The organism is Cloacibacterium rupense (genome assembly GCF_014645495.1).
In the GTDB taxonomy this organism is placed as follows: Bacteria; Bacteroidota; Bacteroidia; order Flavobacteriales; family Weeksellaceae; genus Cloacibacterium; species Cloacibacterium rupense.
In genome coordinates this window covers 603,988-628,032 of record NZ_BMLV01000002.1, presented here as the reverse complement: position 1 = coordinate 628,032, position 24,045 = coordinate 603,988, and the positions used below count along the sequence as shown (strand labels likewise).

Genomic DNA, 24,045 nt, shown 5'->3' with positions numbered 1-24,045 from the left:
GAAACTTTAGAATTTTTAGATTTTTGAAAACAAATGATTTTCACTTCAAATTTTAGTAAAAAGGCTTGTTTTTCAGCATCCTCTATTTTGTGGAAAACTCACCACTTCTTTCTAATAACTGTAAGTTCTAAAGTTCTACTTTTGAAAATCAAGATTTTTACCCCATGAATTCACAAAATCCCATCAAAGGACAAGGTGCGCAGCGAAACGTGAAGAACAGATTCGAGCGTTATTCTTATGAGCCTGAAGATTGGGAGATGGAGAAGAGCAGCACCCAAATTATAGACGTTTTCCCTAAAACGATAGTCAACGCAGTGAAAAGTCCAGATTTGCCGATGGAGTATTCTCTGAATCCGTATCAAGGTTGTGAACACGGTTGTTCTTATTGTTATGCAAGGCCTACACATGAATATTGGGGATTTTCTGCAGGGATAGATTTCGAAAGAAAGATTATGGTCAAAAAAAACGCACCAGAATTATTAGAAAAATTTTTTCAAAAAAGGAATTACGTTCCTAAAACCATTATGCTTTCAGGAAACACCGATTGCTATCAACCTGTAGAGAGAACATTAGAAATCACTAGAAAAATCTTAGAAGTGTGTTTGGCTTACCGACATCCTGTAGCGATTCTGTCTAAAAATGCTTTGTTGATGAGAGATTTGGATTTATTTATCCAGATGAACGAATTGAATTTAATTTCTGTCGCTTTGAGCTTACCTACCATGAATGAAGAATTGCGCCGAAAAATGGAGCCCAGAACTTCATCGAGTTTAAAAAAATTAGAAGCATTGAAAATTTTGAAAGAAAACAACATTCCTACTGGTGCCATGATTGCGCCTATCATTCCAGGGCTAAATAGTGATGAGACGTTAAAAATTATTCAGGAAATTTCAGAATCAGGAGTTGATTGGTTTGGTTACACCTTAATTAGATTGAATGATGCGGTAGAGCCTATTTTTGTAGATTGGTTAGAGAAGAGTTTTCCTGATAGAAAAGACAAAGTACTTAGTTTAATCAAGCAAATGCGTGGCGGTAAACTGGGCGAAAAAAGATATTTTGAACGTTACAAAGGCGAAGGAAACATTGCCGAAATGATACATAAAACCATAGAAATTGGCAGAAATAAGTATTTCAAAGACAGAAAAATGGCAGAACTTTCTACTGCACATTTCACGGGGAGTAGAACGCAACAATTGAAGTTGTTTTAATAAAAAAGCGAGGTAAAAACCTCGCTTGTGATTATCTTCTCAGAATTTTTCTAGAAGTGATTTTCTCATCAGCTTTCAAAATCAATTGGTAAACTCCAGAGTTAAGCCTCAAGTGAAGTTGCAGCAAATCTTTGTTATTGAATTTTTGTTGATAAGCTAATTTACCAGAAAAATCATAAATTTCTACGGTAACTTCGTGGTAGTTTTTACCTAAATTAATGTTGAGATTTTCTTCAAAAGGATTAGGATAAAACTCTACATTTTTAAGGGTATTATCTACCGTTGCCAAAGTTATATCTTCAAAAGGTTCAGAAATAATACTACTCCATTCTCCAGAATCATCTTTGAATCTGATATTGAGGATATTATTTTTAGTTGTAAGATTTTGTGGAAGAATAATCGTGTTCAAATTAAATGTAGAAGAAGGCGAAATGTCTGTCTTTATTACGTGAGTGTAATCTTCATTAAACCAATATTCATACTGAACGATGTTTTTCGGTGTAATTACTCCTGTTTTTTTAATAAAGAAATCTGTAGTAATGGCGCTCCAGTTTCCTGCATCATCTTTAAATCTTACATTAAAGAGGTGAAGTCCTTCATTTATCGTATTATAATTAATTGTTTTAATTACATCTAAAATGGCATTAGGAGAAGTATTTTCGGTAATTGCTGTTAGAAAATCTTTATCTAACCAATATTGAAATGCTACAATTTTCTTATTAATAAGAGGATTATTAGATGTCTTATAGAAAAAATCTGAAGTGATGCTGCTCCAAAAACCATAATCATCTTTGAATCTGATATTAAAAACATGCAAACCTTCTACTAGAGAATTTACATTAATTAGCTGGTTAACATTCAAAATTTCAGTTGCAGAAACGTTTTTGGTGGTAGCAGTTGCAAAGTTATTATCTGTCCAGAATTGGTAAGCTACCATTTTTCTATTTATTGTAGAAATACTATTCGTTTTATAGAAAAAATCTGAAGTAACAGAGCCCCAATTTCCCACATCATCTTTAAATCTAATATTAAAAACATGAAGCCCATCTTGCAAGAGATTTACATTAATTATCTTATTGATATTCAATATATTTTGAGGGGTTACATTTTCTAAAACAGCACTTTGAAATTGATTATCCATCCAATATTGATAAGCCACAATATTTTTATTTACGGAGGCATTATTAGAAGTTTTGTAAAAAAATTCAGTTAATATTCCAGAAAATTTATTGTTAACATCCCAGCTTCTGAAATTTAATTGATGTATACCTTTTACCAAACTATTTGTTGGGATATTTTGATTTACAATAACGTTATCAGAAGGAGAAGATAATGTATAAGAAACTTTGTTTCCTACATCTTTATCAAACCAATATTCATATCCATTAATTTGAGCATTAATAAAACTCAAAAAAGAGAATAGAATCATTATTGAAAAAATCATTTTTTTCATGATTTCAAATTTTAATAAATTGATAATGAAATCTATTTGATTCTAATAATTTTGAGCTTCAGCTTTTATTTCTATTTGCAATTCTCCGCTAGAATTGGTGGTAGGATTTATGTTTTTAACAGAAATGTGAGGGTTTTCAGGAATTAATTGAATTTTGAAAGGAAACTGTCCGCCAAAAACGCCAACTTCGCTTCCGTCCACACCTAAATAAGTAGCGGGAGTTTGTAAATGATAATCTTGTTCATACTCGAAAGAAACTCCAGTTTGATTAAAAAAAACTGTAGGATAACTTACATTCATATAATTTCCTGTTAATGTAGGTGTAGTACCAAAAGAACTTGCAGTCATCACAAAGATATTTTTTAAAAATCTATTTCCTGTTCCTCCCACGAAATTATCACATTGTCTATTGAAAATATTATTTTGAAAAGTATTATTACTTCCAGTAATTAGAGCCACATTTCCATAATATCCACAGTCATTATGTAAGAAAATGTTATTTTGAAACATATTTCCGCTAGAATCTCTTACTACACCTTGAATGATATTGTTAGAAAACAAGCCTGTTTCTAGATTTGGTAAATTTAGACTTCCTCGTAATACATTTTCAATAAATGAAAAATTAGTTGCATTAAGTAAATTGCCACTAAAATTAACATCTCCATTAATCACGCATCTTTTGATCACCACATTATTAATTGAGAGATTGTAAGCAAAATTAAGAGAACCTGTAACTTCTACGCCTTCTAATGATAAACCATCTGCATTATCAAAAAACGTAATAACACCATTCAAAAAAGTTTTACCTGTTGTTGTAGTTGCATTCGGGAAAACACCAGCACCAATTATGGTAACTTTTTTATCAAAACTCGGAACTTCAAATGTTCCTCCTGGTAAATAAATGAAATCTCCGTCTGCTGCAGCGTTATAAGCACTTACTAAAGCACTATTGCCTACAAAAATGGTGGTAGTACCATTATGTTCTAGAGAAACTCTTGGTTGAGAATACATGAAACCTATTCCCAAACACATCATCCAAAAAAATAAAGTTTTTTTCATTGCGTTTAAATTTAAGTTTTACCAATATTAACAATATATGCATTGCATATTTGTTTAACATTATTAAAGTTATGCTGATTTTCAGTGACTTGCAGATTTATGAGATATGATATTTATCATATTTTTAAAAAGATTATTGCCGAATATTTTATTAGTTTAAGATTTATTTATAAGACAATCTTTATGTATTTTTGTAGTTCAAATTTTAAAGATGAAACAATTCTCGGCAAAACGCACTATACAGATATTAGGACATATTTTACAACAATACGGCATCGACAAAATGGTGATTTCACCAGGTTCTAGGAATGCTCCTCTGGCCATCCATTTTTCAGATTTAGACAGTTTTGAGTGTTTCAGTATCGTAGATGAGAGGAGTGCCGCTTTTACTGCTATGGGAATGGCTAAATCTCTAAAAAAGCCTGTTGCTATCTCATGTACCTCTGGTTCTGCAGCTGTTAATTATTATCCTGCTGTGACGGAAGCTTTTTATCAAAACGTTCCTTTGTTGATTCTCACTGCAGATCGCCCAAGAGACTATGTAGATATTTTTGATGGACAGACCATTCGCCAAAAGAATTTATTTTCTCAACATTCTTTTGGAGATTTTGAACTTTTAGAAGATGAGGCTGAGAATTCTGAAGAAGAAAACTTTAAAATCATTAAGACTGCAGTAGAACTTTGTATAGAGAAGCAAGGTCCGGTGCACATTAACATCCCACTTACTGAACCTCTGTATCAATTGGTGTATGAGATGCCTATTTTTCCTGAGATAGAAAAGGTGACGAATGATAAAAAATATGAAATTCCATCAGGTCTTATTTCCGCATTTAATCAGTCTAAAAGGATATTGATTTTAGCGGGAACATTGTATAAAAACCCTGAGTTAGAAACTCTTTTGTCACAATTTGTAAAAAACCATTCGGTGGTGGTATTAACCGAGGCCAATTCTAATCTCTACCACGAGAAGTTTTTTAATCATATCGACCGATATGTTTTTAATTTTAATGAAGAAGATTTTAGGACGTATGCACCCGATTTATTGATTACCATTGGTCAAAATGTAGTTTCTAAGAAAGTAAAAGAATTTTTAAGAAAAGCCAGACCTGCACAGCATTGGCATATAGATGAGCAATGGTTTCCAGATACTTATTTTGCATTGAGTGAAAAGATTAACACAAGGCCCGAGGTTTTTTTCAGTCAGTTGCTTCATCACTCTCGATTAGAGCCACAGGCATATTACAATCTTTGGGACATTTTGAGAGATAAGAGAGACCAAAAGCATGATGATTTTTGTTCTTCTAGTCCGTTTTCAGATTTTAAAATCTTCGAGTTGTTAGAGCAAAAAATTCCTGAAAACTACCATGTTCATATTTCTAATTCATCTGCTATAAGATATGTAGAATTGTTTCCATATTCTAAGAGCCATCAGATTTTTTGCAACCGAGGCACCAGCGGCATTGATGGTTGCACCTCTACTGCAATGGGATACGCGATGATGAGTGCTAGTCCAGTGGTTTTTGTGACCGGAGAGTTGAGTTTTCTATATGACATTAATGGTCTTTGGAACCAATACATACCGCCATACACAAGAATTATTGTCATCAATAACGGTGAGGGGAATATTTTTAGGATTATCCCTGGCCCTAGTAATACGAATGCCGTAGATGAATTTATTGCCACCCAACATCATAAAACGTGTGAGCATTTGGCGAAGCATTTTGGATTTAGTTATTTCAAAGTAGATGAGGAAGACACTCTTCTAAGAACCTTGGATAATTTCTTTAAAGCAGATGAAAAGCCTAAGATTTTAGAAATTAACACTTCTGAAATTCAAAACGCCGATGTTTTGAAGAATTATTTCAATGCTTTGAAGTAGAAATTCTCTTGCAGATTTTTGATTTTTCTTAAACTGAATGAAAAATTTATTCAGATAATGCTTTTATTATTGCTTTTCTATACTCATTATCTTTTTCAAAAATCTCTAACTTTTGATTTTGAAAATTGAGATTTATGTAAAGTTCTGCGTAATCATCTTCATTACTTTCATCATTTAAAAATATTTTAAATTTATAGTAAGAAGAATTGTTACTATTTAATTTTTCAGAATTAAGTGAAAAAACGGTCGCTGAGATCTCATTTTTCTTGAATTTATTTTTAGTATTTAAAGAATAAAGTTTACTGAGAGCTGATAAAAATTCATCGCTTTCTTTTCCTATGGATTTCAATATTAAACCATTCTTTCTGAATCCATTTTGAGAAATTTGACCATTAATTACGCCCGGCTCAATATCATTAGCTAGCAACACTTCAAGTCCAACGACCTTTTGATTACACATCCTTTTTGCTACAAAAGACGTATAATTTTCATCATGAGTTTTACTTAAAATATTTAAAGAAACATCAGCAAAATCGTCTTCTTTATTGGTTATTTCTGTAATCTCCTTTAAGGAATCATTTTTATTTTGGCCACAATTCCAGAGAGTAGAAAGTATAGACATCAATAATATTATTTTAAAAAAATTCATTTAAATTCCTGCAGAATGTCAAATTGTGTTAAAAACCTCAGAATTAAATTCCTAGATACTCTCTGCTTTCTGGTAGGTTTACAATTCTTTGGATAGGATAGATGAACATGTCATCAAAATCATTCATCGAGTTAATCATTTGAAAATGAGAGAATTCTTTGATATTTTGGAGTGTAATTTCTGTTTCTTTAATTTTTTTAGTTGCCAAAAGATGTTGGCGCATTACTCCATTTAGCAGGTAAGTTGTTGGTGTGTACCAAGTTTCCCCTTTTAGAAAAAGTAAATTGGTATATGAAGTATCTGTAATGCAGTTGTTTTTCACGATGATGATTTCCTCTGTCTTGGCTTTGGTTTTCATTCTTTCAAACTCTTTTCTATCCTCGAATTTAAAAGCATAATCATAGGTGTTATTCTCTACCAATTGGAAATTATTAATTTCTGCAATGGCATAAGGAATTAATTGGGTTTTATAATTTTTATTTAAATCATAAACAATTCTAAGTTTGAAAAAGCCATCTTCATCTATTTCTAGGTCTTTTACAATCTTTTCTAAATCGATAGAGCCTTGTACCCCGAAATGGGCAAAGGTGTCATTCACACGTTTTTGATGAAGGTTTAATAAAAAAACTTCTTGGTCTTCTATTTTGATGCTTTCAATGAATCGGGACATAAATTTTATTTTTCATTTCTTGGTATTCGTCTTCTAATCTGCTGAGGTGGGTGATACCACCTCCACTTTTGAACACCCAATTTGGTTTCTCCTTCAAATATAATGAATTTTTGTTTTCTATGTATCTAATCATCACACAAGAATCTAGATTTTTCCCATCGAAATACCCAGCAATTCCTGTATAAAATCCTCTTTGGTGTTTTTCGGACTCTAAAATAATTTCAAGCGTCTTTGGCTTTGGAGCTCCTAAGATAGAACCAGCTGGTAAAATTTTCTGGAGCAAACTTCCGACCTTGCCTTGGAATTCAGGTTTTACATTTCCTGAAATTTCAGAGCTCATTGCATAGAGGTTTTTGTTTCTTGTTTTCAGAAAATCAATCCTCTGGAACTCATCTAGATGCACCTCATCAGCAATCATGCTCAGGTCATTTCTCAGCAAATCGACCACTGTATAATGTTCTGCTTTTTCTTTAACATCATTTTTTAGGAGTTCTTTGGCATTTTCCTTAGCCGCATCTATGGTTCCCTTCATGGGATGAGTATATATTTTTTGGTCTAAAATTTCCACAAAAGTCTCGGGAGAGAAGAAAGTGAGTTGATTAGGAATCAATACTTTATACTTGGCTTTTGAGTGGTAAAAAATTTCTTCTAAGCTAAGGTTGGTTTCCACAGGCGTTTCGCAGGTAAAATTGACCAAATAAGAATCTCCACGTTTCAGATGTTCCTGAACGATATCGAAGCCTTTTTTGTATTCTTCTTTAGACTGAGGTAAGGCTTTCCAAAGAATTTCTTTGGGTATAAAGTTTTGTTTTTCCATATTTTTGAAATGAGGAAAGTCTACCAAAATCTTTTTTTCTGATAGGTCTTTTTGATTGAAAATCAACACGTTTTCCATCAAAAAATCTATGATAAAAAAGAAAGGCACTTTCTGTTGAGAAAGTTGGTCTAGCTCTTTGAATTTTTGATGGTTGATGTTTAGCATACGCAAATTTACATTTTTGAAAAATGATTTTCGTTTTTATTTCTTGAAAAATGATTTTTTATGATGAAACCCCATCCAAAATAGCGCTAAAAAAATCAAAACCTAATTTATACGTTAATTTTTCCTTAAAACATTAGTTTCTATGGATTTAATTTAAAAAAACGATGGTATTTTAAGCATAAAAAAACTATTTTTGCAAAATGAATGAAGCAAGCAGAAAGATTAGTCTAGATTACGTTTTAAAAGAAGCCTTTAAATACTGGAGTTCCACCCTATTTTATCAATTCGTTTTTACTTTTATCTATTTTTCGACCTTATTAATCATGGGTAAATTTTTAATGAATTATTATGAAATCACCCCAAAAATAAACAGCATTTCTCCGTTGATGTACTCAGATCCAGAAGCATTTACTGCGCAGTTTCAAGAGATTTTGTTGAGTGAAAATTTCAAATATTTTTCAATGATGATTATAGTGGCTACGGCTATTATTTACCCTTTAAATATTGGTTTTTTCAAGATATATCAGAAAAAAGACGAAAATAAGGAGGTCAATATCAATGATTTATTTGCTGGATTTTCAGGGTCTAATTTTTTCAAATTTTTCGGATATTACTTGCTTTGGGGAGGTATTTATTTTTACTTAAAGCCATTGGTTGTCCCGGGTTTTCTTTGGATTGTTTTCACCATTTTTGTAGCCCCATTGTTATATTTTACGCCAATGACATTGGTAGAAGCTCTGAAAATAAGCTTCAAAGTAGTTTCGGGTAATATTTTCATTGTTTCAGCTTGTTCTGTATTGGCTATTCTTTTCAGTTATTCTGGATTATTAATCTTCTTTTTCGGGTTTTTGCTCACTTTTCCGTTTTGGAATGCTATTATCTATACTTTGTTTAAAAGTTATTTTCGTATTAAATTTGTGTAGTTATGTAACAAAAGTTTCATAATTTTAACTAATTTTGGTAAACAAAATATTAAAATTATGAATCACTTTTCTGAATTCGAAAGACCTTTAGCTCCACAGAAAGAATCTGGTAGCATTATTTCTCACGCTTGGGAGAATTACAAAGGCATTTTTATTTACGCATTGTTGTACCTTATCATTGCATTTGTCATTGGGGCTATTTTCTCACTATTCATACCTAGTGGAAATCAAGAAATGTATAAAGAAATCATAGAAAGTGTACAAAATGGTGGTTCGGTAGATATTGATGAAATCATTGCTACACAACAGTCAATGGGAATAGGTTCTTCAATCATTAATATTATTATCTCTACCATCATGGGTGGTTTGTTATACCCATTAAGCGCAGGATTAATTTTTATTGCTCATAAATTTAATTCTAAACAAAATATAGATATTTCAGACTTATTTATTGGTTACAAACAAAACACAGTAAATTTAATTCTATACGGATTATTAATGTCTGTCATTACAACTCTAGGTTTTTATATCTGTATTTTACCTGGTATATATTTTGCCATTGTTTCTATCATTGGTCTACCTATCATATTTTTTGAAAATCAAACTCCTATTGAGACTCTTAAGAAGGCACTCAACATCACCAATTCAGACTTTGGAACCTTTTTAGTCATAGGCATTCTTACATTTCTTATTTCTTTATCAGGTTTACTTTTATGTTGTATAGGTGTTTTATTAACGGCAGGTTTTGTGTACTCAGTTCAGTATTCTACTTATTGCGCCTATTGTGGCACCCCATACGAAATAAATAAAGACTAAACTTTTTAAAAATATTTATACCTTTGAGAGCAACAGAGATTTCTGTTGCTTTTTTTAATTACATGATATGAATACGTCTAGTCAAATAAGCAATAACAAAATAAGACAAGTCTTTATGCTGGCCATCATTCTAGTGTTGATTGGTCTCATCCTGCATAATTTAAGTGACTTTTTACCTTCACTGTTAGGAGCCATTACTCTTTATATTATTTCCAGAAATTTTAATTTTTATTTGGTTGAAAAAAGGCATTGGAAATCATGGGTAGCCGCCATTGTCATAATACTTATTGCCTTGTTTGTGATTATTATTCCGTCTTATCTCATTATCGATTTGTTGGTTCAAAAAATCGGTAACGCACAGCAATACGCAGAACAGTTCAATGGTTTTGTAGACAAGGTATCACATTATGTACAAAGCAAAATAGACATCGATATTCTAAGCAAAGAAAACAAACAAAAAATATCTGAGTTTGCCGGTAAAGTCTCTACAACTATTCTTAATACGACTCTCAATACGCTTACCGTCATCTCGGCAATGTTTTTTATTCTGTATTTTATGCTCACAAAAGCCCGACTTTTTGAGAGAATTCTGATGGGAATTTCCCCATTGAAACGTTCTAATGGTAAAAAAATTGGTGATAAATTCAGAAAATTGGTGATTGCCAATGCCGTAGGAATTCCTGTAGTCGCATTAGGACAAGCCATAGTAGCGGTGATAGGCTATTTAATTTTCGGAGCGCCCAGTCCGTTGCTTTTATTTGCTTTAACTTTTATTGGCAGTATGATTCCAATTGTAGGCGCCGCCATTGTTTATGTACCCGTTGGACTATTTATGTTGGCCAGTGGAGATACTGTTGGCGGAATAGGAGTTATTGCCTTCGGAATGCTCATCGTAGGTTTGGTAGATAATATTTTGAGATTTACTTTCTTGAAAAAATTAGAAAACATACACCCTCTCAATACTGTTTTTGGAATTATTTTAGGATTAAAGATTTTCGGTTTTTTCGGATTGATTTTCGGGCCGATTTTAGTTTCTATCACTATTCTTTTAATGCAAATTTATGCTGACGAATTTTCTGAAAATCACGAAGATGAGCCTCACGAAACTCCTAACCCCAATGTACAAGATACTCAAGAAAGTGTAGAAGTGAAAATTTAGAAAAATGGAAGGATTTAACCCAGAAATATTAAAAGAAATTTGCGAGGTAAAAATGCCTTTCGGAAAATACGCAGGAACTGTTTTGGCAGACTTGCCTATTTCTTACTTAGAATGGTTTCACAGACAAGGAATGCCCAAAGGAAAACTGGGAATGCAGCTTTCTACGATTTACGAAATAAAACTTAACGGATTGATGGATTTATTAATGCCACTTCGTGGTGCAGTGAATTATGAAAAACCGAAGAAGAGGGTTTATAAGTTTTAATCAATTCATTTTAAAAATTATTGTATAGTTTTTTTACCATTAATTTCAAAAGGAACTTCATAGTTTACAAGAGGAGCACCATTAAAACCTTCTGCGTCCGAAGTGAAAACCGTTCTATGATAAATATCTTTGAAATATGCATTAAAAGAACTTTGGTTATTACCTTCTACAGGCAATCTCGGAATATAACATGCCCAATCTTCTCCGTAATCAAATTTTAAAATCATTTTAAACCAATAATGTCCTGATTTTAAATTGAGATTATTTATTGTGGTATCCACTTTATAGATTAAAGCAGAGTAGTCTGGATCATTAACACTAGTAGTTCCAGAATTAATTCTGTAAATATTTGTTGGCGTTGCAGATTTAAATAAATTAGTGTCTAAATCTCCATAAATTTTTTTAGAAGTTGCTAGTTCTGGATTTCCATCATAAATCTCGATGTAAACTTTTTTTACAGGAAAACTAGACGGAGTATAAACTGGCCAATTGATAATATTAAACGAAATATTATTAATGTTCCAACTTTCATTATTTGGAATAATAAAATCGTCTGAAATATAATATCTAGCTTTTTCCTGAACATTAAGATAAAAGCAATACATTAAACTTCCAGGACTAATTCCCATAGGAGAATTAACCTCACTAAATTCATAACCTTGAGGCGCAGCCAAACCAGTAGAAGAAACTTTACCCGTAGAAAGATTTCCGTTTTTATAATTTAAAGGTTCAACAGTTGAAAGACCTTCTAAACCATTTTCTGAACAACTAATTGTAATAGAAAAAAAAGCAAGGATTAATAAGAAATTTTTCATAGTATATTTGTTTTAGATGATAAAATTACAAAAAAAATGATACAATCAGTGGTATTTATACAAAAACTAAATTTACTACTTGTAATCAGAAGATTTGAATTATATAGCATTAACAATCGGAATTAAAAACAAAATCATTCCTAAAATAAAAATAACAGTTAAAAAATGGACTCTAATATCGTTGATTTTCAAGAAAATAAATTGATTTACTGTTCTTGCCAACCAAAAAATAAAATTACCCACTAAAAAAGCAAATCCAAGTTTGGTTTGAAGGATTTCTTGAGAATATTTAAGACAAATAAACCCTACAATAAAGAAAAATATTATGATTTGAATATTCAGAATTTGCATAATCCCTGAATTTACTTTGCTTACATTTTTCAATTCTTTTTTCCAACCAAAAAATTTCCAGAAAAATAGATGAAAAACTCCAAAAAGGAGGTTATAAATTCCACAAAGTATAATTGTAGTTTCCATGTTAATTTATTTAATATCACCTCTTTAAAGCCACAATCTCATCCCTCAATTTCGCAGCAGTAATGAAATCTAGATTTTTCGCTGCGGCTTCCATTGCTTTTTGTTTTTCGGCGATTAGTTTTTCTACATCAGCACTTCCTAGAGCTTCACGTTCTTCTGCAACTTGTCTGATAATTTCCTTTTGAGTGTATTGAGAATCAGGGAAGTCTTTACTTCTTCCTACTAAATTTTCAGAAATTTTCTTGTTCAGCGGAGTCGGAACTTTGTTGTGTTCTGTGTTGTATTGCATTTGTTTTTCTCGGCGGTAATTGGTTTCGTCGATACACTTCTGCATAGAATTGGTAATTTTATCGGCGTACATTATTGCCTTTCCGTTCACATTTCTTGCAGCTCTACCCACGGTTTGAATCAAAGAACGACGAGAACGAAGCATCCCTTCTTTATCAGCATCCAAAATCGCCACTAAGGAAACTTCTGGCAAATCAAGCCCTTCTCTCAACAAATTAACTCCAACCAAAACATCAAACAAGCCAGTTCTCAAATCTTGCATAATCTGAATTCTTTCCAAAGTTTCTACATCAGAATGAATATAACGGGTTCTAATTCCGAATTTTGTAAAATATTTCGTGAGTTCTTCAGCCATTTTTTTGGTTAAAGTCGTCACCAAAACACGCTCATCTTCTTCCACCCTTTTTTGAATTTCTTCTATCAAGTCATCAATTTGATTCATAGAAGGTCTCACTTCGATAATTGGGTCTAAAAGTCCCGTTGGGCGAATAATTTGTTCGGTATAAATTCCGCCAGATTTTTCTAATTCGTAATCTGCTGGTGTTGCCGAAACATAAATCACCTGATTTTGCATTTCTTCAAATTCTGGAAATTTCAATGGTCGGTTATCCATTGCAGCAGGAAGCCTGAACCCATATTCTACCAAAGCTTCTTTTCTGCTTCTATCGCCACCATACATGGCATGAACTTGTGGAATGGTCACGTGTGATTCATCAATCACCATCAAATAATCCTTTGGGAAATAATCTAACAAACAGAAAGGTCTAGAACCGGGTTCTCTACCGTCCATATATCTGGAGTAATTTTCGATTCCAGAGCAATAGCCCAACTCTTTTATCATTTCTAAATCAAGTTCAGTACGTTCTTGTAAACGTTTGGCTTCCAACGGTTTTTCAATAGAATTAAAGAAATCCACCTGTTTTACCATATCATCTTGAATTTCTCTGATGGCTTCGTTCATGGTTTCTTTAGAAGTCACAAACAAATTGGCCGGATAAATATTAATTTGGTCAAAATCAGAAGTCACATTTCCTGAAACGGGGTCAAAACTTTGAATTTTCTCAATTTCATCTCCAAAAAATTGAATTCTAATGGCATTATCTGCATAAGCAGGATAAACGTCTATCACATCTCCTTTTACCCTGAACGTACCTCTCACAAACTCATTTATACTTCTGGAATACAGCGCATTAACTAATTTATGAAGAAACGCAGTTCTAGAAATTCTTGAATTTTTTTCTATTTCAATGAGTGATTTATTAAATTCTGTAGGATTTCCAATACCATAAATACATGAAACTGAAGCCACTATCAGCACATCTCGTCTCCCCGAAAGCAAACTTGCGGTAGCAGAAAGTCTTAGTTTTTCTACTTCTTCGTTAATGGATAAATCTTTTTCTATATAAGTTCCAGTGGTAGCAATGTAGGCTTCTGGTTGGTAATAATCATAATAAGAAACGAAATATTCTACGGCATTTTCTGGGAAAAATTCTTTGAATTCCATAAAAAGTTGAGCCGCCAAAGTTTTGTTGTGTGCTAAAACCAAGGTTGGTTTTTGTACTTTTTCTACTACATTGGCAATGGTAAACGTTTTACCAGAGCCTGTTACCCCCAACAAAGTTTGATATTTCTCTCCGTTTTGTAAACCTTCTGAGAGTTTTTCTATTGCTGTTGGCTGGTCACCAGTGGGTGCAAATTCTGATTGTAGTTTGAAATTCATATTTCAAAAATACAAAGAAAATGGGGAACTAAAAATTAATACTCAAGAATTAAAATATGGAAAAGCAGCCATCAAATGATGTCCATTTAAAATGAATAAAAGATATTATCTTTGGTAAAATTCTGTTTATGAAAAAATTGATCCCCAATTTTGGCTTTTTAGTTTTCATTATTTTAATTTATTGCGGAAAGGGAAACCAGACTAGTGCTCAAAATATTTCTGATGTAAGAGACGCCAGCAATCCTGAAAAATCTAAACCCAACACGGGCATTTCCCCTGCATTTAAAGGGCAGACAAGGGCAAAAGCAGTGAAAACTTTGACTCCCATTTCTGTAGAAATTATTTCTGAAAACCTAGGAAGACCTTGGGGAATCACCAATTTACCAGACGGTAGATTTCTCATTACAGAAAAATCTGGATTTTTACTCATCATATCAAAAGACGGAAAAATGATTTCTAAAGTAGAAGGACTACCCAAAGTTGCCAACAGAGGACAAGGCGGCCTTCTGGACATTGCCTTAGACCCTGAATTTCAAAACAATAGAATGCTTTATTGGACTTTCTCTGAACCTTTCTCTGGAGGAAATCACACGGCGGTAGCCAAAGGTAAATTGTCTGATGATGAAAAAAGAATAGAAAACCCAAGCATCATTTTCAGGGCAACCCCAACTTATGATGGAGATAAACATTTTGGGAGCAGACTGGCTTTTGACCGAGAAGGATTTTTGTTTGTAAGTACAGGTGAAAGGTCAGACCTAGAAACCAGACCTTTGGCTCAAAATCAAAATTCTTATTTAGGTAAAATTTTAAAAATCACTAAAGAGGGGAAACCTGCTTCTGGAAATCCTAATTTCAATGGTTGGAAACCAGAAATTTATTCAACCGGGCATAGAAATCCTCAGGGCATTGCCATTCATCCTAATAATGGAGAGCTTTGGGAAGCAGAAATGGGACCTAGAGGCGGAGATGAAGTCAATTTAATAAAACCTGGTGCTAATTACGGTTGGCCCACCATCACTTACGGCGAAGAGTATTCTGGGATGACTATAGGAGAAGGAATTGGTAAAAAGGAAGGATTAGAACAGCCTATTTACTATTGGGACCCCTCGGTTTCAATGAGTGGAATTGATTTTTACACAGGGAGTATTCCTGAATGGAAAGACAATTTGATTTTAGGTTGTCTTGGCGGAGAAAAAATCATCAGATTGGTGATAGAAAATCATAAAGTTATTGGAGAAGAATGGCTTTTGGAAGAACAAGGCGAGCGATTTCGGGATGTTTTAAGTGGAAAAGATGGTCATTTATATGCCATTACAGACAGTGGAAAACTGTATAAAATTTCTAAAAAATAGCCCTAGATAAAGGTTTTTTTTAGTTTATTGGAATGATTTTTGATGCAAAACAGACGAATTAAAAAAAACGATTTATGAAAAAATTAATTGCAAGTTTATTTGTATTCTCTGTAGGATTTGTTAGCGCTCAAACCAGTGCTTTCAAGGGGAAAGATGATGTAAAATTCCAAATTGGAGCTAATCTACAAGACGGCGGAACAGGAATTGTAAGTACGCTAGATTATGGATTGGGAGAAAGTTTTTCTATTGGAGTACAAGCAGGGTATTTATTGGGAGTGAAAGAAATTACTGGTATAAAACCTGATTTTGGGGATAGATTTGATGTAAAAGCAAGATTTAATGCTAATCTTGGAAAAGTATTGGATTTACCTTCTAACATTGATATATACCCAGGATTAAATTTAGGTTTAAGGAATTTTGGTGGTCATCTTGGTGCAAGATATTTCTTTGACAAAGGTTTTGGATTATTCACAGAAATGCAGTTTCCAATTGCAAAATACAACGATAAAGACCAACTTTTCAGAAATTTGAACAATCAGTTTGCAGTAAACGTTGGTGTTTCATTTGACATCACAAAATAATTTTGTAATTCTATTAAAAAACCTTCAAGAATTTTAAAATCTTGAAGGTTTTCTTTTATTGAAAACTCATCATCATTGGCATCTTTAAAGAAGAAGCTACTGGTTTACCATTAAGCGTTCCCGGTTTCCAAACTACGCCTTCTAAACTCTTATCCATAGCTTTTTTAGCTTCATTTTTAAAAGTTTCATTGTCAAAATCATAACTAGCATTGTAACTTTTACCATCTTCAGAAATAATTAAATTTATTGTTCCTTTAATCATCCCTTTAGTGTTTTCTAATTTACTTGTATCAAAATTTTCTGAAAATTTCTGCCTTAAAAGAGTATTCCCACCAGGAAATTCTGCCAAAGTTTGCGCTTCTATTTTACTCACTGGTGGTGGTGGCGGAATTAACTTCTCGTCTTTTTTCACTTTAGATTTTGGATGAGGATAAGGTGGTGGCGGTGGCGGTGATAAAAGCTCTTTTTTGCTTTTTTTACTTACTTTTTCCATTTTCTTCATTTTCTGCTTTAAAGTATCTGCATTACTTTTAATCAAAAATTTAGTTTCAGAAACCGAGTTTTCTTTTTCTAAAATTTCAGGTTGCTTTTTATTTGCAAAAACTACAAAAAAGAATGCAAACAATGGTAAAATCAGTATCTTTTTAAGATGAGCTGATTTGGATGTTGATTTTGTCATCATAATAAATCGTTTTTTGGTGTTATAAAAATTGAATTGGTGTGTTAATTGGTAATTTTGATGATGAGAGATTTCATCTAAAATGAGATGTTGGTAAGATTTTACTTCAAAATAATTATTGATCACATTTTCATCTGCTAAAAATTCGTGATTATTCATCATTGCTTTTTTATAAAAATACAGCGCCGGATTAAACCAGGTAATAATTTTAAGAATCTCTATCAAAAGAATATCTAAACTATGTTTCTGCTGAACGTGAAGTTTTTCGTGCAAGAAAATTCTTTGGTCTATTTTGTTTTCAATCCAACAATTTTTACTGAAATAGATAGTTCCTAAAAAACTAAATGGAGCAATTTCCTTTTCTAAAATTTTAATTTTTTGATGCTGATACATCAACGTTTGTCCTTTTAAATTCAAAATTTTGTAAACAGAAAAAATAGCTTTCACTAAAAACAACAAGGCAACTGATATATATATTATTGGAATTAAAAACATCCAATCAATATTATTCTGCTCGGTATTTGAAACAAAAACAGCTTGTTGCTGAAGCGCATTTCCTATTATTAAATTTGGTTTTGATTTTTCAAAATTTGGAATTGTAATAGAAATAAAGGGAACTGTATACGCAAATACCAACGAGCCTAAAAGATAAAACCTATTGAATTTCAACACTTTTTCTCTTTCTAAAAAGATATAGTAAACTGTTAATAATAGAGCAGAAACTAAAACTATTTTTAAAACGATGGTAAACATTAGTTTTCGATTTTTTGGTCTATCAAATCTCTTAGTTCTTTCAATTCAGATTGAGACATTTTTGTATTTGAGGTAAAAAATGAGGCAAACTGCGCTGCAGAACTGTTAAAAAATTTATCAATCATAGAGTTCATTTCTTCTTTGAAATAAACCTCTTTACTCACTTTCGGAAAATATTCTCTAGAATTTCCGTAAGTTTTATAACCTATCAAATCTTTGTTCTGCATTCTTTTCAAAAGAGTAGCAATCGTAGTAGTTGCAGGTTTTGGTTCTGGATATTCTTCTATAATATCCTTCATAAATGCAGTGTTCTTTTGCCAGATAATTTCCATTAAATCTTTTTCGGCATCTGTAAGTTTTTGATCTTTCATTCTACAAAATTAAAATTAACTCTACAAATGTAGAATAAAATTTTTAACCTGCAAATATTTTTTGAAAAAATAAAAAAACTCCAAGAAATTATCTTGGAGTTTTTCAGTCTATCTTTTGAAATTACTTTTTAAAATTCTCTATATACAGTTCTGTTCCGAATTTTTTTAGGGTTTTATTGGTTCCTAAGAAATCGTTAGTGAGTGAAAATTTACTTTTTGCCGAAGATAATCTACCGACTTTAGTTCCTGTAATCAATTCTAAAGCTTTTGCAAGCGCAGGGTCTGAGGTATTCCCGAATTGTTTTAGTGTACCAAAGTAAGAGTAAGAATCTATGGCATAGTCTGGCGTAATTCCACCTTTGGTAGGATTGGCTTCTTTTTTACCATTGTAGTAAGAAAAAACGATGGGTTGCATCGCCCATTTATGAGAGGTATTTCTACCAGAGTAAGAAGTATAGTCAGAGCTTGGAGCGTCATACAATGTAATAGACCCAACAAACTTACCATAGGTTTCTGCACCTACCGTTACCACATTGATATATGCTCTAAGTCCTTTAATCGTCAATTCACTTGCAGAAGCAGTTCCTCTAGAGGTCAATACATATACCTTCGTTAGCCCTAGGCTGTTGACCGATTGCGAACCAGAGTTTTGGGTTTGTCCATTGACAAAATTATAGGTATTTACGTTGTTTTTCAGGACTTCTGAATCGTCGTATTCATTGTGTTTATCATTAAAATCATAAATTACATAAGGCGAGCCTGTAAAATTACCTGTCACCATTTGTCCTAGTGCGACAGCAGTTTCTACGGAACCTCCACCATTATACCTTAGGTCTAATACCAAATCGGTAACGCCATCTGCTTTCATTTGTGCAAAAGCAGCATTTAGTTCGTCATTATACACAGATTGGAAACCGTTATAGACCAAATATCCTATTTTTTTACCATTGATTTCATATTTTTGGTAATAGGCTACAGGATTTTCTTGTAATACCACTGAGGTGATGCTGGCTTTCTTTTTCTCACCAGTAGTAATGATTCCCGATGTATCTACAGTAACCGTTTGGGCGATACTCACAGTAAAACTATCACTAAAAAGCTGATCATAATTATTAACGGTTAAGTTGGCTCCATTCACTTGATAGATCACTTCTCCTCTTTCTAAACCTGCGGTTGCTGCGGGTGAATTAGGAACAATATAATTGATAATCCCCACTACATTTACTCTTCCAGCATCTTTATAAAAAAGAGATAAATTGATACCAGAATCTTTAGTAATTCCGCTAAATTGTTGTTGAAGCGCATCTACATCATCCACAATCCAAGAAAATCTATCCGTATTGGGATAATCATAAAGCAAGCCATAGAATAAATCATCTGGTTCTTTTGCGTTTACAAAATTTACATATTGACTACTTTTTCCAAAATTATCAGATAAATTACTGACATCCTTCTGCCAATAATACCACGAATTAAGCCCTTTCCAAACAAAATTATTGACTTGTTTGGCACCTGCCTGGTTATCTCCAACATTATCATCGTTTCTATTACAAGAAAAGATGAAAAATAACGTTCCTAATAAAAAGAAAAGTGTTTTTATTTTATTCAACATATACATTTTATATTTTTGATTTAAACAAATTTATGAAAAAGACCTATATCAGAAACGTAATTATTGGAATTTTCTTGTCATTTACCTTTATTTCTTGTCAAATTTTTCAATCTAAAGAAATTCCAAAAGTAATAGACCCAAGCTACTCTACGTACAACAATTCAGGAGAAAAAGGATATGAAGTCACCTTCGGATTGAGCCAAGAGGCAGAGCCTATTTTTTTGATTATCAACAAAATAAAACATCCTATCAGCTCAGAAAACAAAAACGGATTGGTGTATAAAGTCAAAGTGATTGCCGAAACTAGAAAGATTGAAAACCACAAAGTAGAAGGAACATCTGAAGAAAATGGCATCATTTTCAGAGTAAAAGGTCAAGAAGTCTATAAACCCATTCGTTTTACATTAAAATAAAAAACCGAGAAAAATTTCTCGGCTTTTTATTAAGCTTTTTCTAGTTGAACGGTAAAATGTCTTAGGATTTCACTTTCCCAAGTGATGTGATAGCCTTTTGTGATTTCATCACGTCTATCAAAAACATTTTTAAGTGCAGTAGCAATATAATGAATATGATTATCTGTATATGTTCTTCTAGGGATTGCCAATCTTAGCAATTCTAATTTAGGATATCTATTTTCTCTGGTTTCTGGGTCACGGTCTGCCAGAATAGTTCCAATTTCCACGCCACGAATTCCAGCTTCTTTGTACAATTCAATTGCGAGAGTCTGTGCTGGGAATTCCTCTCGTTTTACATTGGGTAAAAACTTCAAAGCATCTACAAAAACAGCATGACCGCCTATTGGTTTTTGGACAGGAACACCCAACTCTATCAATTGATTACCAAGCAGTTCTACTTGCGAAATTCTACTATGCAAATAATCAAATTCCGTAGCTTCATCTAGTCCTTGAGCCAAAGCTGCCATATCTCTACCGGCCATTCCTCCGTAGGTGATAAAACCTTCGTAGATGATGGTAAAATTAGCTGCTTTTTTGAAAACTTCTTCATTATTAAGAGCGATAAAGCCCCCAATGTTTACCAAACCATCTTTTTTAGAGCTCATGGTCATTCCCATTCCGTAGGAAAACATTTCTTTACAAATTTCTTTGATGCTTCTTTCTGATTGTCCTTTTTCTCTGGTTTTAATGAAATATGCATTTTCTGCAAATCTTGCCGAATCAAAAATCACTGGAATACCATATTGGTCTGAAAGTTTTTTTACTGCTTTTATATTTTCTAGAGAAACTGGCTGTCCACCAGAAGTATTGCAGGTAATCGTAATGAGACAAAACGGAATATTTTCTTTGGAATGAGAAAGGTAAACGCTTTCTAGTTTGTGTAAATCTATATTTCCTTTGAAAGGATGAAGGTTTTCTATGTCAAAAGCTTCATCTATGGTGCAATCTACAGCGTGAGCTTTTCTGAATTCTATATGCCCTTTGGTGGTGTCAAAATGTGAATTTCCGGGAACCACATCCCCTTCTTTTACTAAGGCAGAGAACAAGACATTTTCCGCTGCTCTCCCTTGGTGCGTAGGCAAAAGATGTTGAAAACCAGTAATTTGCTCTACTCTTTTTTGCAATTGGTCAAAAGAGCGAGAACCTGCATAACTTTCGTCTCCGGTCATTATTTCTGCCCATTGTTTATCGCTCATAGCTCCTGTACCAGAGTCTGTAAGCAAATCAATAAAAACCTGAGAAGATTTTAGATTAAATAAATTATAATGCGCATTTTTTAGCCACGTTTCGCGCTGTTCACGTGTAGAAGGATATATTTCTTCGACCATTTTTATTCTAAATGGTTCTGCGTAAGGAAGTTTCATGAAATGAATAATTTAAAATTAAATAATTAAATTTTTTAAAAACTTAAAAAAATGAAAGAAAATAATTAACTCTTTCATTTTTCAATTATTTAATTAGAATCATTCTGGTGCTTTAAACACATTTTTATCACTGTGGAAACCAGCCACACCACCAGAAACGGCAAATTTCATCGCTTCTGCGGCGCTCATTCCTTCTACAGGTAAAATATGGGTAGAATCGGTCATTATTACCCAGCCTGAAATGGCATAAGAATGGGGTAAATAAACCGCTACTTTATTGGGTAACCCTACATCTGACATATCATTTTGGGTGAGGAAACCTATTCTCCAGATTTCTGGATTTTCATTGGTTTTTACCCAAACCGGGACGTTGAATTTCTTTTTATCTCCCACGAAAGAACTCATCACGTCCTTTGTAGGGGAATAAATATGTTTAACTCCGGGTGTTTTTTCTAAGAAATGGTCTAGACTTTCGAAAATAAATTTCCCGAAAACGAATTTGTTAAAAAAATAACCAACCGCAGAAATAAAAAGAATCAAAGAGATGAATCCCACCCCAGTTCTGTTGAGGAAAGGAAAAAATTTATCAAAAGGAATAAGGCTGTCAATGGTATCAAAAACCACAAAAATGATATATAGCGTAGCTCCAATAGGACCTACGATAATCAATCCCTTAAAAAAAGATTTTAAGAAAAGATTAAAATAATTATCAAAACTTGGTTTTTTCACTTCAACAGTTATTATACTGAAACAATTTAAAAATGAAATCGAAATTCCTAAATCGCTGATTTACCCGTGTATGGTTTCTTTGTTTCCGTAGGATTTTATGATTTCGCCTTCGTATTGCAACCATTCTTCCCAGCGTTTGTTTACTTTTTCGGGGTCGCCTAGTTGTCTTGCAAAGCTAATAAAAGTCGTGTAATGATTGGCTTCAGAAATCATTAATTCTTTGTAAAATTCTTTGAGTTCTTCGTCTTTTATGTTTTCTGTAAGCACTTTGAAACGTTCACAACTTCTAGCCTCGATCATGGCAGCGAAGAGCATTTTGTCAATAATTAGGTCTTCTCTACTTCCTTGAATGATGAATTTAAACAGTTGATTTACGTAATCATCTTTTCTGGTTCTGCCCAAAGCATACCCTCTTTTTTTGATGATTTCGTGTACTTGATTGAAGTGGTCCATTTCCTCTTGAGCGATGGCCAAAAGTTCGGTTACAATTTCTGTATGCTCAGGAATCATGGTGATGAGACCAATGGCATTGGTGGCCGCTTTTTGTTCGCACCAAGCGTGGTCAGTCAAGATTTCTTCTATATTTTCTTCTGCTATATTGGCCCAACGTGGGTCTGTTGGTAGTTTTAATTTGAACATTTGTATCTAATTTTTTTGCAAATTTACATTAATTTTCTGCAGTTTTCTTTCTCAAAAATTCTAAAACTTTCCAGCCAAATTGATCCACTTTTTTCAAAATTTCTGCAAAAACAATGGCTAAAGCTACATTTATCAAATAAATCATAACCATCAAAACCCAGGTATTTACATTGTCTTTCAATGGCGGAATTAAAAAATAAACTACAGAAGAGCTCATTCCTTGAGCAAAATAGTAGAATATTGCGTTTTTACCAATGTAATTAATAAAATTGTCTTTGGTAATTTTCAAGCGGTTGTACAAAACAAAAATCGTTAATAAAGACAGTAAACTCCACACAATGTAAGGAATTTTCGGAGGGAATTTTTGTTTGTTGAATTTATAGAAAACTTCATTTCCGAAATACCAGAAAACAATCACCAAGCTCAAAGCAACCAAACCATACAGAATTGGCACGAAAACGTCTTTAATTCTTTTGCCTTTCAATTGAGTTGCAATGAGGAAAACTGCTAAATAATAAGCCACGTAACCCACTTGTCCGCTTGGGTAATACGGTGCGAAGTTTTTCATCACATCATTATCAATATTGAAATAAATAGTGAGCGCTAGGCAAACTCCAATTATCCATTTTACGTGTTTCGGGAAAAACTTTAGAACCAAAACTCCGAAAACCGTTACAATATAATAGACTTTGAGATACCAAAAACTGCCCATCACCACTGGAAAACTATCGCAATTGCTGTAACTGTGGAGAAACCAATTTCCCAACATGTCCCAATTAAAAGCAGAATTTAGATTGGGTACTCCATATTTAGTTCCGAAAACAGTGTAATAGGATTGCATTCCTTCAGTTCCTAAAATACCGAAAATTCCCCATTTCATTATTCCGTCTAAAAAGAATAGAAATGTCACGAAAATCATATAGGTCACTTGCAATTTCAAGAGCCTGTACAAAGTTTTTTCTACATTATTTCCAGAAGTTAATCCACTCAGTGCAAAAAACACAGGAACATCTATCAATAAACTCAATGTTCTTACTTCGGCAGGGAGATAAAGCTGTCCGCTCCAAAAAGCCGTGTGAATGAAAATAATAGAAAGAGTGGCCAAACCTTTGGCAAAATCGATGTAGAGGTCTCGTTTCATAACATT

The 24,045-nt window shown here is 32.9% G+C and carries 24 protein-coding genes; 9 read left to right on the top strand and 15 right to left on the bottom strand.

Annotated elements, in window-relative coordinates:
- The first annotated feature begins 164 nt into the window (after window positions 1-164).
- On the top strand, window positions 165-1,208 hold the full coding sequence (locus IEW40_RS06895; RefSeq protein ID WP_188617334.1) for a PA0069 family radical SAM protein: 1,044 nt from the start codon (window positions 165-167) through the stop codon (window positions 1,206-1,208).
- Between the two features lie 31 nt (window positions 1,209-1,239).
- Here the strand turns inward: IEW40_RS06895 and IEW40_RS06890 are convergent, their stop codons facing one another.
- Window positions 1,240-2,652 (bottom strand): T9SS type A sorting domain-containing protein, encoded by a 1,413-nt coding sequence (locus IEW40_RS06890; RefSeq protein WP_188617333.1) that lies wholly within the window; start codon window positions 2,650-2,652, stop codon window positions 1,240-1,242.
- Window positions 2,653-2,703: 51 nt separating this feature from the next.
- The gene (locus tag IEW40_RS06885; RefSeq protein ID WP_188617332.1) at window positions 2,704-3,720 is read right to left on the bottom strand and encodes a right-handed parallel beta-helix repeat-containing protein; all 1,017 of its coding nucleotides are present in this window, start codon (window positions 3,718-3,720) and stop codon (window positions 2,704-2,706) included.
- 211 nt (window positions 3,721-3,931) lie between these two features.
- On the opposite strand from IEW40_RS06885, the gene menD reads away from it, so the two are divergent.
- Window positions 3,932-5,599 carry a 2-succinyl-5-enolpyruvyl-6-hydroxy-3-cyclohexene-1-carboxylic-acid synthase gene (gene menD, locus IEW40_RS06880; protein WP_188617331.1) on the top strand — a complete coding sequence of 556 codons (1,668 nt, stop codon included), beginning with the start codon at window positions 3,932-3,934 and terminating at the stop codon, window positions 5,597-5,599.
- Between the two features lie 46 nt (window positions 5,600-5,645).
- Here the strand turns inward: menD and IEW40_RS06875 are convergent, their stop codons facing one another.
- The 3 genes from IEW40_RS06875 to IEW40_RS06865 all read right to left on the bottom strand — a co-directional run bounded on the left by IEW40_RS06875 (window position 5,646) and on the right by IEW40_RS06865 (window position 7,900).
- Window positions 5,646-6,221, bottom strand: a complete 576-nt coding sequence (locus tag IEW40_RS06875) for a hypothetical protein (protein ID WP_188617330.1) — start codon at window positions 6,219-6,221, stop codon at window positions 5,646-5,648.
- A 70-nt stretch (window positions 6,222-6,291) separates the two neighbouring features.
- Window positions 6,292-6,918: an aminotransferase class IV gene (locus IEW40_RS06870; protein WP_188617329.1), complete on the bottom strand. Its 627-nt coding sequence runs from the start codon at window positions 6,916-6,918 to the stop codon at window positions 6,292-6,294.
- Window positions 6,902-7,900, bottom strand: coding sequence for an aminodeoxychorismate synthase component I (locus tag IEW40_RS06865; protein WP_188617328.1), 999 nt, complete (start codon window positions 7,898-7,900; stop codon window positions 6,902-6,904). Before IEW40_RS06865 ends, IEW40_RS06870 begins: the two co-directional genes overlap by 17 nt.
- A 200-nt stretch (window positions 7,901-8,100) precedes the next feature.
- On the opposite strand from IEW40_RS06865, the gene IEW40_RS06860 reads away from it, so the two are divergent.
- From IEW40_RS06860 to IEW40_RS06845, 4 genes are all read left to right on the top strand, one after another.
- Window positions 8,101-8,823: a hypothetical protein gene (locus IEW40_RS06860; protein ID WP_188617327.1), complete on the top strand. Its 723-nt coding sequence runs from the start codon at window positions 8,101-8,103 to the stop codon at window positions 8,821-8,823.
- Between the two features lie 57 nt (window positions 8,824-8,880).
- Window positions 8,881-9,639, top strand: a complete 759-nt coding sequence (locus tag IEW40_RS06855; protein ID WP_188617326.1) for a hypothetical protein — start codon at window positions 8,881-8,883, stop codon at window positions 9,637-9,639.
- Between the two features lie 67 nt (window positions 9,640-9,706).
- The gene (locus IEW40_RS06850) at window positions 9,707-10,798 is read left to right on the top strand and encodes an AI-2E family transporter (protein ID WP_188617325.1); all 1,092 of its coding nucleotides are present in this window, start codon (window positions 9,707-9,709) and stop codon (window positions 10,796-10,798) included.
- A gap of 4 nt (window positions 10,799-10,802) precedes the next feature.
- The gene (locus IEW40_RS06845; protein WP_188617324.1) at window positions 10,803-11,063 is read left to right on the top strand and encodes a DUF3820 family protein; all 261 of its coding nucleotides are present in this window, start codon (window positions 10,803-10,805) and stop codon (window positions 11,061-11,063) included.
- Between the two features lie 17 nt (window positions 11,064-11,080).
- Here IEW40_RS06845 and IEW40_RS06840 read toward each other — a convergent pair whose 3' ends face one another.
- From IEW40_RS06840 to uvrB, 3 genes are all read right to left on the bottom strand, one after another.
- The gene (locus tag IEW40_RS06840) at window positions 11,081-11,878 is read right to left on the bottom strand and encodes a hypothetical protein (RefSeq protein ID WP_188617323.1); all 798 of its coding nucleotides are present in this window, start codon (window positions 11,876-11,878) and stop codon (window positions 11,081-11,083) included.
- Between the two features lie 99 nt (window positions 11,879-11,977).
- Window positions 11,978-12,355: a hypothetical protein gene (locus IEW40_RS06835; RefSeq protein ID WP_188617322.1), complete on the bottom strand. Its 378-nt coding sequence runs from the start codon at window positions 12,353-12,355 to the stop codon at window positions 11,978-11,980.
- A gap of 16 nt (window positions 12,356-12,371) precedes the next feature.
- Window positions 12,372-14,363: an excinuclease ABC subunit UvrB gene (gene uvrB / locus IEW40_RS06830; protein ID WP_188617321.1), complete on the bottom strand. Its 1,992-nt coding sequence runs from the start codon at window positions 14,361-14,363 to the stop codon at window positions 12,372-12,374.
- A 128-nt stretch (window positions 14,364-14,491) separates the two neighbouring features.
- Here uvrB and IEW40_RS06825 point away from each other — a divergent pair, with 128 nt between their 5' ends.
- Both IEW40_RS06825 and IEW40_RS06820 read left to right on the top strand, forming a co-directional pair.
- Window positions 14,492-15,715 (top strand): PQQ-dependent sugar dehydrogenase, encoded by a 1,224-nt coding sequence (locus IEW40_RS06825; RefSeq protein ID WP_188617320.1) that lies wholly within the window; start codon window positions 14,492-14,494, stop codon window positions 15,713-15,715.
- Window positions 15,716-15,789: 74 nt separating this feature from the next.
- Complete coding sequence (locus IEW40_RS06820; protein ID WP_188617319.1) at window positions 15,790-16,296, top strand: DUF6646 family protein; 507 nt, start codon at window positions 15,790-15,792, stop codon at window positions 16,294-16,296.
- 55 nt (window positions 16,297-16,351) lie between these two features.
- Here IEW40_RS06820 and IEW40_RS06815 read toward each other — a convergent pair whose 3' ends face one another.
- The 3 genes from IEW40_RS06815 to IEW40_RS06805 form a co-directional block, all read right to left on the bottom strand.
- A complete protein-coding gene (locus IEW40_RS06815; protein WP_188617318.1) occupies window positions 16,352-17,728 on the bottom strand; it encodes a M56 family metallopeptidase in 1,377 nt (458 codons plus the stop codon).
- Window positions 17,728-18,099 (bottom strand): BlaI/MecI/CopY family transcriptional regulator, encoded by a 372-nt coding sequence (locus tag IEW40_RS06810; protein WP_188617317.1) that lies wholly within the window; start codon window positions 18,097-18,099, stop codon window positions 17,728-17,730. Before IEW40_RS06810 ends, IEW40_RS06815 begins: the two co-directional genes overlap by 1 nt.
- Window positions 18,100-18,220: 121 nt before the next feature.
- The gene (locus IEW40_RS06805; protein WP_229663394.1) at window positions 18,221-19,711 is read right to left on the bottom strand and encodes a GFO_1087 family putative carboxy terminal peptidase; all 1,491 of its coding nucleotides are present in this window, start codon (window positions 19,709-19,711) and stop codon (window positions 18,221-18,223) included.
- 32 nt (window positions 19,712-19,743) lie between these two features.
- Between IEW40_RS06805 and IEW40_RS06800 the strand changes: the two genes are divergently transcribed.
- Window positions 19,744-20,124 (top strand): hypothetical protein, encoded by a 381-nt coding sequence (locus tag IEW40_RS06800; protein ID WP_188617315.1) that lies wholly within the window; start codon window positions 19,744-19,746, stop codon window positions 20,122-20,124.
- Window positions 20,125-20,153: 29 nt separating this feature from the next.
- Here IEW40_RS06800 and tnaA read toward each other — a convergent pair whose 3' ends face one another.
- From tnaA to IEW40_RS06780, 4 genes are all read right to left on the bottom strand, one after another.
- Window positions 20,154-21,530 carry a tryptophanase TnaA gene (gene tnaA, locus IEW40_RS06795; protein WP_188617314.1) on the bottom strand — a complete coding sequence of 459 codons (1,377 nt, stop codon included), beginning with the start codon at window positions 21,528-21,530 and terminating at the stop codon, window positions 20,154-20,156.
- 99 nt (window positions 21,531-21,629) lie between these two features.
- Window positions 21,630-22,259, bottom strand: a complete 630-nt coding sequence (locus IEW40_RS06790; protein WP_188617313.1) for a DUF502 domain-containing protein — start codon at window positions 22,257-22,259, stop codon at window positions 21,630-21,632.
- A 60-nt stretch (window positions 22,260-22,319) separates the two neighbouring features.
- On the bottom strand, window positions 22,320-22,898 hold the full coding sequence (locus tag IEW40_RS06785) for a MiaE family protein (RefSeq protein ID WP_188617312.1): 579 nt from the start codon (window positions 22,896-22,898) through the stop codon (window positions 22,320-22,322).
- Between the two features lie 28 nt (window positions 22,899-22,926).
- The gene (locus IEW40_RS06780) at window positions 22,927-24,039 is read right to left on the bottom strand and encodes an acyltransferase family protein (RefSeq protein ID WP_188617311.1); all 1,113 of its coding nucleotides are present in this window, start codon (window positions 24,037-24,039) and stop codon (window positions 22,927-22,929) included.
- Window positions 24,040-24,045 lie beyond the last annotated feature (6 nt).